Annotated in this window: 11 protein-coding genes and 1 pseudogene; 6 read left to right on the top strand and 6 right to left on the bottom strand. The window is 38.0% G+C overall.

Annotation, left to right across the window (positions count from 1 at the left end):
• Together DBR11_RS00650 and DBR11_RS00645 are read right to left on the bottom strand one after the other, a co-directional pair.
• Window positions 1–833 (bottom strand): annotated as a pseudogene (locus DBR11_RS00650) (hypothetical protein); the annotation flags it as partial.
• Window positions 834–858: 25 nt separating this feature from the next.
• The gene (locus DBR11_RS00645) at window positions 859–1,575 is read right to left on the bottom strand and encodes a hypothetical protein (RefSeq protein ID WP_108549677.1); all 717 of its coding nucleotides are present in this window, start codon (window positions 1,573–1,575) and stop codon (window positions 859–861) included.
• A 208-nt stretch (window positions 1,576–1,783) separates the two neighbouring features.
• Between DBR11_RS00645 and DBR11_RS00640 the strand changes: the two genes are divergently transcribed.
• Entirely contained in the window at window positions 1,784–2,959 is a 1,176-nt protein-coding gene (locus tag DBR11_RS00640; protein ID WP_108549676.1) for an aminotransferase class V-fold PLP-dependent enzyme, read from the top strand.
• Here the strand turns inward: DBR11_RS00640 and DBR11_RS00635 are convergent.
• Complete coding sequence (locus tag DBR11_RS00635) at window positions 2,920–4,029, bottom strand: Fic family protein (RefSeq protein ID WP_108549675.1); 1,110 nt, start codon at window positions 4,027–4,029, stop codon at window positions 2,920–2,922. The genes DBR11_RS00640 and DBR11_RS00635 overlap by 40 nt on opposite strands.
• 376 nt (window positions 4,030–4,405) lie before the next feature.
• On the opposite strand from DBR11_RS00635, the gene DBR11_RS00630 reads away from it, so the two are divergent.
• The 4 genes from DBR11_RS00630 (at window position 4,406) to DBR11_RS00615 (ending at window position 7,687) form a co-directional block, all read left to right on the top strand.
• On the top strand, window positions 4,406–5,065 hold the full coding sequence (locus DBR11_RS00630) for a DUF4844 domain-containing protein (protein ID WP_108549674.1): 660 nt from the start codon (window positions 4,406–4,408) through the stop codon (window positions 5,063–5,065).
• A 115-nt stretch (window positions 5,066–5,180) separates the two neighbouring features.
• Window positions 5,181–5,810, top strand: coding sequence for a hypothetical protein (locus tag DBR11_RS00625; protein WP_146186430.1), 630 nt, complete (start codon window positions 5,181–5,183; stop codon window positions 5,808–5,810).
• A gap of 109 nt (window positions 5,811–5,919) precedes the next feature.
• Window positions 5,920–6,684, top strand: a complete 765-nt coding sequence (locus DBR11_RS00620; RefSeq protein WP_108549672.1) for an SDR family NAD(P)-dependent oxidoreductase — start codon at window positions 5,920–5,922, stop codon at window positions 6,682–6,684.
• 91 nt (window positions 6,685–6,775) lie between these two features.
• Window positions 6,776–7,687: an AraC family transcriptional regulator gene (locus DBR11_RS00615; protein WP_108549671.1), complete on the top strand. Its 912-nt coding sequence runs from the start codon at window positions 6,776–6,778 to the stop codon at window positions 7,685–7,687.
• On the opposite strand, the gene DBR11_RS29830 is transcribed toward DBR11_RS00615, so the two are convergent.
• Window positions 7,682–8,209, bottom strand: a complete 528-nt coding sequence (locus DBR11_RS29830) for a Fic family protein (protein WP_199233733.1) — start codon at window positions 8,207–8,209, stop codon at window positions 7,682–7,684. The two genes, DBR11_RS00615 and DBR11_RS29830, sit on opposite strands and share 6 nt — an antisense overlap.
• Before the next feature lie 36 nt (window positions 8,210–8,245).
• Window positions 8,246–8,779, bottom strand: a complete 534-nt coding sequence (locus DBR11_RS29825; protein WP_199233732.1) for a DUF4172 domain-containing protein — start codon at window positions 8,777–8,779, stop codon at window positions 8,246–8,248.
• A 135-nt stretch (window positions 8,780–8,914) separates the two neighbouring features.
• Between DBR11_RS29825 and blaOXA the strand changes: the two genes are divergently transcribed.
• The gene (gene blaOXA, locus DBR11_RS00605; RefSeq protein ID WP_158275177.1) at window positions 8,915–9,727 is read left to right on the top strand and encodes a class D beta-lactamase; all 813 of its coding nucleotides are present in this window, start codon (window positions 8,915–8,917) and stop codon (window positions 9,725–9,727) included.
• A gap of 17 nt (window positions 9,728–9,744) precedes the next feature.
• Here blaOXA and DBR11_RS00600 read toward each other — a convergent pair whose 3' ends face one another.
• Complete coding sequence (locus DBR11_RS00600) at window positions 9,745–9,993, bottom strand: hypothetical protein (RefSeq protein WP_108549669.1); 249 nt, start codon at window positions 9,991–9,993, stop codon at window positions 9,745–9,747.
• Between the last annotated feature and the right edge of the window lie 46 nt (window positions 9,994–10,039).

The following is a 10,039-nucleotide window of genomic DNA, read 5'->3' as shown; positions in this document are numbered from 1 at the left end:
ATGAGATATAGAGTCAACTCTTCGATCTTCTTGAGCAGTTTGGCATTCATGTCTCCGACTTCAATACCTTCAGCTTTCACTTCTGCAGCAGAAGGAATTCCTGGTAAATGGCCTTTTAACTTGATGTGGCTTTCTGTTTGTTCCAGAGTTGGAAGTTGGTAGTCTTTTTCAAATACATAGTCTGGCCAATTGGCTGCTTCTATTTTGAGTTCTTTAGCTCTGATATTGCCATTTACTGAGAGTCTTTCTGTCGGGTTCAATGTTCCTAAGCCTAACTTTCCAGTTCCACTGTAAAAATTAAAGGATTCAGGAGATAAGCTATAGCTCCAGTTTGCTGTAGCAGTTGGCTGGTCTGCTTTTGTAAAAACGGGTACATAATCTGATCCCCGAACCAAGAAACTTAATCCAACGTGAAAGCCAGGAGTTTTTATATAAACATCGTAATAGTCTCTTCCAGGGCCATCGGATCCAGGGAAGGCATACCATTCAATATCTTTAACTGAGGCTCCACTGAGTGTGATAACCGGTTTCTGTTGTGCGGAAATATATTGAGGAAAACTAAAGTCAACAAAGGCTCCTCCTTCACCTTGATAATCTACAAAGTAGACCCGGCCGGATACGCCTGATCTGCCCCAAAAACCGAGATCTGCGTTATAATTTTTCATTCTGAATAGCTTAATCCATTCTGGTCCTGTATGATTATAGTATTCATACAAGAGTAATTTTGTGTTTGCTACAGTTCCTATTTCTGTTTGTGCAATTTCTTGTGCTTTCAAAGCAATAGCGCCAAGAACGAACAGAAGGAACAGTCCGATTTTTTTTATTGACTTCATATATATAATTGTATTGACTGGAATGCTATTGTGGTTTGTCTTGGCTCCTGAATACTGCTTTTTTAAGCTCTATATTATCTTTTTCCAATGCACTCATTTTTTTGTTTTGCTGAATGAGATAAAGCGTTAGCTCTTCGATCTTTTTAAGCAGTTTCGCATTCATGTCTCCGACTTCGATACCTTCAGTTTTAACTTCTGCAGCAGAGGGAATTCCTGGTAGATGACCTTTTTCTTGAATGTGTTTCTCTATTTGTTCTAATGAGGGAAGTGAGTAGTCTTTTTCAAATACATAGTCTGGCCAGTTCGCAGCTTCTATTTTGAGTTCTTTAGCTCTGATATTGCCATTTACTGCGAGTTTTTCTGTAGGATTTAGAATACCGATTCCAACTTTTCCATCTGTAAGTATGCTGAAGTAGTCGGTCTGGTTGTGCCTTATCGTAAATTTAGACGCCTCATACTCTGGAAATTTAATTAATGACCACTGCCCAATGCCTGTCCCTGCAATTCCAGGAACAGCGCCTAAGGCTATACATGCATAGCCATCATTCGCACTCGGAAGACGTATGTTTTCATTGTAATTTGAACCGCCATTATTTGCGATAATTGCTGTCCCATTTACTTGCAGGGAGACAATAGGGTTTGTTGTTCCAATACCAACATTACCAGTTGAAGGAAGGGTATTTTGGCCATAGGAATAAATAAATCCCAAGGCAAACACGAATGTAAAAAGTGTTTTTTTCATATAAAAGGTTATAAAGAGGTTATCGCGATAGCTGGGCACTAAGTAAAATAAACTCAGTGCGACCACACTGCACTTAAGAAAATGTGGATAACTTTTTTAAATGCGCTTTATGTATTTTATAAATCGACCTCTATTTACTGCTTCAGTATCTTTATAATGATGTCTGTAATAAAGTAGTAACTTCGGTAATTCATTATATTTGGCCTGCATGATCCCAAGAGGAAAACTAGATATATCTTTTTCGACATTATTTAGAGGGATGGGTTATTGTTTCTCGGAAATCCTCGGTATTAAAAATTCTAAAAACATCAAAGCGGAGCATGACCAACTGTACACTCTTTCTGTTAGAACAGGTTTAGATCTCGTTTTACAATCCCTGGATTTTGAGCCTGGCGCAGAAATACTGGTCACCAATGTCAACATACCAGACATGTTTAGCATTTTAAAGGCTCACCAATTGGTTTCCGTTCCTTTAGCTGTTAACAAACATTCCCTTGAAATTTCTACACAGCAAATGGAGGCTTCGATAAAACCTTCAACTAAAGCGATTCTGATTACTCATTTGTTTGGAGCTGTGATGAATACCGAAGCCATCGTCAAATTGGCGAAGGAGCATGGCTTAATTGTATTGGAAGATTGTGCCCAGGCTTTTAATGGTTTGTATGCTGGTCATCCCCTGTCGGACGTAGTGATGTATAGTTTTGGCCTGATTAAAACCAATACGAGTTTAACTGGTGCGATGCTCCGGTTTAACAATCCCAGCTTATATCACAATGTTGTTTTGCTCAATGATCAACTTCCAGTACAAAGCCCAAAATTGTATTTGAAGAAGATATTTAAGGCGCTGGCCATTAAAGTGATTACATTAAGATGGATATTTAGTATGCTTTATGTATTTGCCAGAGCATCGAATAGAGATTTCGACGATGTACTGGCTGGTTTTACAAAGGGTTTTCCCGGTGCTGATGTCATGAAGAAAATCAGATACAGACCTTGCCATGCAAATTTAAAACTAATGGCAAGACGCGTTGGTCATTTCTCTGTAGATGACACACAAAAAAGAAGAGAACTTGCTTTGTCCATATTGAGTACTGTACCTGATGAAATGAAGATAGGTCGGCTTAATCTTCATCATACTTATTGGGTGATTGCGATAGAATCACAAAATCGGGAACAGCTCATTGAAGATTTAAGAGCGCAGGGCTGCGATGCGACTGCAAAGGCATCAAGCTTGGTCAAAATGGAGTCGGTAGTTATTTTTGATAAAGACGAACTTGATCTGGAGAAATTGGTTTATTTGCCTATTAATAAAGCAACGAGGAAAAAACTTGATGCCTTTTTCGGCTATCCTTCTAAAATGGAGATCAAATCTCCATTGATATAAAAGACTTCCTTTCCTTCTTTTGCCGGCTGCAGAACACCAGCATCAACAAGCTCTGCAAAATATTTGGTAAGGGTAGTCCTGGAAGTAATCCCCAGCAAGTCTCCAATAAATTTAGGTTTAATGTAAGGCTGACTAAAGAGTGCCTCATTAACCTCCTTATTGTACCATTTTATTCTCTCCCTTGCATGCTCCAGAGTAGCATCCATTTGGTTTAGAATACTAATGATCAGTTGACTTGTCAATAACGACGTCTTCTCTATAGCTTCTAACATGTAAAGGACCCAAGGTTTCCAAGATCCTCGTTGGGTTACAACGCCTAAATTGTAGTAATATTCGTCTATATTTGCAATGATATATTTTGATAAGTACAAAACTGGTTGGTCCAATAATCCCTTATGCACCAGGTACAACAAATTTAAGATACGTCCGGTTCTACCGTTTCCGTCACGAAAAGGATGGATAGCCTCAAATTGATAGTGGGCGATACACATTTTAATCAAAGGGTCAGAAGAATGTTTCTCATCATCATTTAAGTACTCTAACAGATTTCCCATTAATGACTCGAGAACTCCCACACCCCTTGGTGGAGTATAAATTATCTCCCCTGCGCGAAATTCGCTTTGTCCGCGATTGATTACTGTTAATGATTGAGGAGCGCGTAAACCGTCTGTAGAGTTTTTAATTTTTCTGAAAATCCCAATAATACATTCAAGGTCTATTGTCGCTTTATCGCGAAGCAAATCGTATCCTTGCCATAGTGCTTCTCTATATCTTAGAACCTCTTTTGTACCAACATTAGCAGAACTTTCTTTAACTGAATCGGATACCGCCTTATACAGCTCGTCTTCGGTCGTAAAGATATTCTCTATCGCCGTCGATGCTTTCGCCTCTTGCAAAGCAATCGTATTGATCAGCATATAGGGATTTGGTAATCTTTTTACTGTGCTATTTGCCGCAGCAAGTGCCCGTGAGGTTGTTACAAGCTTTTTTAGAATGTCAATATCTTCAACTTCTTTAGACGGAGGAAGCAAAGGAAGGTCATTAAAGGGCTTAGTTCTATCGTATGCCATACACGTGTTCACATTATAGTCAAAAACTGGACATGTGTATAAATTAAAGCATAAATATGAACATATCAGCTAAACATGTTCATATTTTTAAGATTTCTGGACATATCACCATTATGTGTTCAGTTTTTGATCTAAAAACTGTAACATGTTCAGATTTAAAAGTCATCAATGAAAGAATCTTTCACCTTAAAAAGAGGCCAATTTTAAGGTGAACGGCATTTTTCACCTTAAAATCAATTGCCATTTTAATCTTTCACCTTAAAAAGGCCTAACTTTATCAAGCATCTAAGCCAAGTCCAGGTTAGGCTTTGTAAAGTTTCCTAACTTCGATAATAGATGATTGTTGCCTTTGGCCTACTGAAACAAAACAATAAAGATGACTGACGATCAAAAAACAGATAAGCTTGTAGAGTTTAAACAGCGAAACAAATTCTCAATTCAAGCATGGAATGAAAGAGGATTAAACCCTTCGAGTGACGAATTATGCCAACAGCTTACTTTGTTTTTTAATAGCTCTTCAGACGAACTAATCAATGGAATAAAAAGCAAAAGATCTGTACGGCAACTAAAGAGTATGCTTAAATCAGAACTTTCAAGTCTAAATAAATCGGATTATGATACTGAGGAGAAAGAATTTATTTGTGACCTGTTCAACGAGTTAGCGACTATTATTGAAATTGATTTTAATGACAGCCTCAACAAATGGCTTTATGGCTCTGTATTGATAACTTTAATGAAAATTCAAAACTTCATAAAGCCTGTAAAGATTGTTGAGACACTACAACATTCATGTACAAAATGTGATGCCGTATTGGAAACTCAAGTTTTGAGTAAGGAAAGTGGAATACCTGAAACAGGTTGGCCGATAGGTAAGTGTAATAATTGCGGGGAACTTAACTTGATTTCTTTGGGACCAAACATAAAAGAAACAAAATTTATAAACTACAAATGGGTCGACACATTGCACGTGGAAGAGTATACTTATGAACAAGCGCTGGCAAGACTCGAGCAAATTAAGTTCTTTCGTAATTATTAAGATAACGGGTAGCAGGTATCAAGCAGCGGAGTGATCTCGTCGAGAATTGAACTCGAACACTTTCGTATATTTATAAGTCAGCCTTCAGTTTCAAAACTGACAATAAAATAAAATTATGAAGAACATTTATCTATGCTTTGTATTCATTTTGATTTCAGCCCAAATGGATGTATTTGCTCAAAACATCAAAAACAAAGGCAATTATACTTATCAAGTAAGAGAAGAAGAGGGCGATTTAAACAATGATGGCAAAATGGACAAAATACTGGTAAAAATGGATACAATAGACGAAACAAGGCCATTAATACTGCAAATTTTTCTATCTCGTCCAAATGGAAAATTAACTTTAGCGGTATCTTCAACCAAAATAATTGAACCACAATATCCTGTTGAGAACCAGGGGAAACATAATGAATTCCAAATTCCAGATTTTTTCATTGAAAATGGTATTTTAACCATGTGGAGTGAAATTAAAGGAGGAAATATTACTTACGATTTCAAATACCGCAATGGCAATTTTGAATTAATTAAGGTGAAAAAGTTAACTAATAACGCAACCAAAGGATATATTGATGAAAACACAATATTCACAGAAACTAGATTTAACTTAATTACAGGGCTCAGAACCGAAACTGATGAAAAATCAGGTTCAAAGAAGGCACTAAGTAAAAGGAAAAAAATAGTTTTAATCAGACCCTTACCAAAAATACAGGATTTCAAATTTTCCGATAAAAAATTATATTAAGTCGACCTCCCCTCTCCTTATTTGAATTTCGCAAATAACCGATTGATTTGTCCAAACACTCCACTGTATTCCTGCCCGATATTTGTACTATAAATTCAAAGAAATCAACATGGAAAACAAAAATCAAATAGCACTGGTAACCGGCGGAAGCCGAGGATTAGGCAAAGACATGGCGCTTAAACTGGCCGAAAAAGGAATTAATGTTATTCTTACCTATAACAATAAAGCAGATGATGCTCAAGAGGTTGTTCATCAAATACAGCAAAGTGGGTTAAAAGCGGTAGCCTTACAATTAAATACTGGCAACATCAAAAGCTTCGGCGCATTCATAGAACAGTTAAAAAGCATTTTGAAGGGTACTTTTGGTACTGATCATCTGGACTTTCTGATTAACAACGCTGGTACCGGCCATCATGCTCCTATAAGCCAAACTACAGAAGAAGCTTTTGATGAATTGCTGAACATCCACTTTAAAGGAGTTTATTTCCTGACTCAAAACATCTTACCCATTTTGAATGATGGTGGTGGCATTGTTAACATCTCCTCAGGTCTGGCGCGTTTTGCTATGCCCGGTGCATCGGCCTACGCTTCTATGAAAGGCGCTATAGAGGTGTTTACCCGTTACCTGGCGAAAGAATTGGGTGGCCAAAGGATCCGTGCCAATGTTGTTGCTCCGGGTGCTATCGCTACCGATTTTAACGGCGGGCAGGTTCGCGACAATCAGCAATTGAATGATGCGGTAAGCAGTATGACGGCTATGGGTCGCCCGGGTGTGGCCGAGGATATTGGTGGTGTAGTGGCCTTTTTATGTACTGAAGATGCCAGATGGATAACCGGTCAAAGAATCGAAGTATCAGGTGGCATGCATATATAGTTAAGCTTTAAATTTTGTAACTTGAGTTTGATTTCGCTGATTGATTTATGCAATAGGAACGCAATCGGTGAAATCACTAATTAGAATAAACATGATCGGAAAGACATCATTAAATGAGTTTTATCAGGAAAGCGCTGCGCCGCTACCTAGTGACATCGCCAAAGAAATAGGCCATTTTAATGTGTTTGTAACCGAGTCGTTGTTTGATAAGAAGACTGGTGCCCGGCAGATGCCTTACAGCCGCAGGGCCTATTATAAAATAAGCTGGATAAGAGGAAAAAGCAGGGCAGAGTACGCGGATAAAACTATTGATATCCCGGAAAGTGCCCTGCTTTTTGCTACCCCTAAGATCCCTTATAACTGGATTCCCGAAGATGGCAACCAAACTGGCATGTTCTGCATTTTTACTGCCGGTTTCCTGGCACAGGGAAAAACAGGCGCCGACCTGGATGACCTCCCTATATTTCAACCCGGACAGGTGCCGGTATTTCAGTTGGATCCGGAAGAAGTTAAGGAGATAGAATATATCTTTAAAAAGATGCACAAGGAGATTGCTTCCGATTATCGTTTTAAATATGATTTGTTGCGCAACCTGGTGCTGGAGCTGATCCATTACGGCCAGAAACTTCAACCTGTATCTGTTGTAGAAGGTGCACATAACGCTTCCGACAGGATCTCGTCCTTATTTATCGAGTTGTTAGAAAGACAGTTTCCCATTGAATCACAGCATCAGCGTTTAAATCTTCGCACGGCAAAAGATTATGCAAACCGTTTAGCGGTTCATGTGAATCATCTCAACAAGGTACTGAAAGAGGTTACCGGCAATACCACTACCCAAGTTATTGCCAACCGCATTGTGCAGGAAGCTAAGATCTTGCTCAAACAAACCAACTGGAACATTGCCGAGATTTCTTACACGCTGGGTTTTGATGATATTGCGCATTTTTCTAATTTCTTTAAGAAACAGACATCTGTAGCGCCGGTGGCGTTTAGGGTCCTATAAAACCAGTTCATATCTCACCGATCTCCCTGCTCCTTCTGGAGCAAAAACACCCCATTCATGAAGCTCCTGGAGGTCTCTGGTTGCTGTAGCCTTAGATGTTTTGGTAATGCTTATGTATTTCTTAGCCGTCATCCCTCCTTGAAAACCATTGGTTCCACTTTCTAGCATATGCTGAATAACTTTTAGCTGGCGCTCATTAAGTTGTTGAGCGTATTGGTCAAAAAACTTCGCTTTTTTGAGTGTAAACTGTATCAGTTCTTTCGCATCCTTTTGAGCTTCCAATATCATTTCAGCAAAATAATTTACCCAATCTGTGATATCTAAAGTCTTTTGTGCAAGCTTGAGTTGATCGTAATACTTATTCTTGCCTTGTTCAATCGTTTTTGACATGGAAAGCAATGCAGAACTTTTCAAGCCTTGAGAGAGGGTGAATTCAGTTAATGCTCGCCCAATTCTACCATTACCGTCTTCAAAGGGGTGAATGCTTTCGAAATACAAATGTGCGATGGCCGACTTTAACAAAGCTTTAGAAAGATGATCTTAACAGGCAATTCCGAATTATGATACCAATCCATAAAACTTTCCATTTCTGCAGGTACATTTTCTGATGGCGGGTGCTTCATAATGCACTACCTCTCTGCTGTAAGCACCCGAAACAACTTGCATAGGTTCTGTTCCTTTACGCCATTCGCCTGCGTTAATTTTTGGATCATATTCCATTAAAATTTTATGCCAGCTGAGGATTTCTTCGAGATTTAAATGTTGATGAATATCCTGGTTAACTTCAAGCATCAGTTTTGCAACACCCGAAACTCTTTTATCTTTAACAATGATGGTAGGTTTTATGCCTAAGTTGTTTTTAATAGAAGACATTACATCATCCCTGCTCATATATTCTCCTTCAATTTCTGAAGTCTTAATTGCTTCTGAAATTAAAATCTCCAACACAGTTTCTTGTTTAAATTTTTCATTTAAACCTAAAACTAAACCATTTACCACGCCTAACTCTTGGGCAAACAAAATTGCTATTTGGTGCAATCTCTCTACTTTATAAGTAAATTTGGGCCATTCTTTATGTTGCCAGTTATGCATCTTGAGCCGATTAGCTAAAATAATCGGCTCATGATTTTACAAACGGCAGCTAAGTCTAGCTTATAAATTGCTTACCATTCTAATCCTATGTAATTTAGAAAAATTGAAATTCACTTTATTGTTATGAAAAGCAGCATGAAATCTATAAAACCCTATTCCTTAGTTACTTTTATAATTGTAGCTTTACTATGCGCTTTCAAACCTGTACCTCGTAAAATAATCCGGGAGGATTTTAAGAAATTCTACGATAAGTATAAAGTACAGGGCTCGTTCATAATGTACGATCAGAAGAATGACCAGTATACGATTTACAACGAAGCACAAACTTCTGTACCCTTTACACCAGCCTCTACATTTAAAATATGCAATTCATTAGTGTCATTAGAAACCGGAGTTGTTAAAGATGAGCACGTCGTTTTTAAATGGGATGGAAAGGAACGCATGCTTCCGGTATGGAATAAAGACACAGACATGAAGAACGCCTTTAAAAACTCTACGGTATGGTATTACCAGGAGCTGGCGAGACGTGTAGGTGAAGAGCGGATGAAGAATTGGCTGCATAAGGCCAAATACGGCAATGCTGATATTACAGGTGGTATTGATGCTTTCTGGTTGTCTGGAAACCTTAGGATTACACCTAATGAACAAATTGATTTTCTACGCAGACTCCACGACAATAAACTCCCTTTCTCTAAGCGATCAATGGATATAGTAAAAGACATTATGATTGCGAAGGATACATTAGGTACTGTGCTAAGAGTAAAAACCGGTTCTGGTAAACAAGATCAACAATATGTGGGTTGGTATGTTGGTTACATTACCACTGAAGATAATGTCTATTATTTTTCAAATTGTATTCAATCCACTGATAAAAATCCTGATTTTGGAAAGGCCAGATTGGACATTGCAAATGATATCCTTGAGGAATTAAAAGTCTTGAAGAAGTAGAACTTTAGCTATAAAGGTTAAAGATCCACCGGACTTTTTGAACCACGGGATCTTATTTCATCATTTATCGATTTTAATGAAATAAATACTGGCAACAATGTTATGGGAAACGCAATTACTGGAACAAGTAGAATGGGCTTGGGTTTAAGAAAGCAAAATATTAAAACCACAAGCCCAATTAAAATTCCAAATCCGATCAAAGCGCCCTTTAACGTTAATTTTCTCTTGATTAACTCGTCTAAACTTAATTCTGATAGTGTTTTCATGATGTAAATTATTTATTAAAAAGATGAAAAGAATCTATGATAGCAC

The sequence above is a fragment of the Pedobacter sp. HMWF019 genome (assembly GCF_003061025.1).
In the GTDB taxonomy this organism is placed as follows: Bacteria; Bacteroidota; Bacteroidia; order Sphingobacteriales; family Sphingobacteriaceae; genus Pedobacter.
Note: the sequence above shows the minus strand (reverse complement) of the source record. Positions and strands in the feature narration are given on the sequence as shown.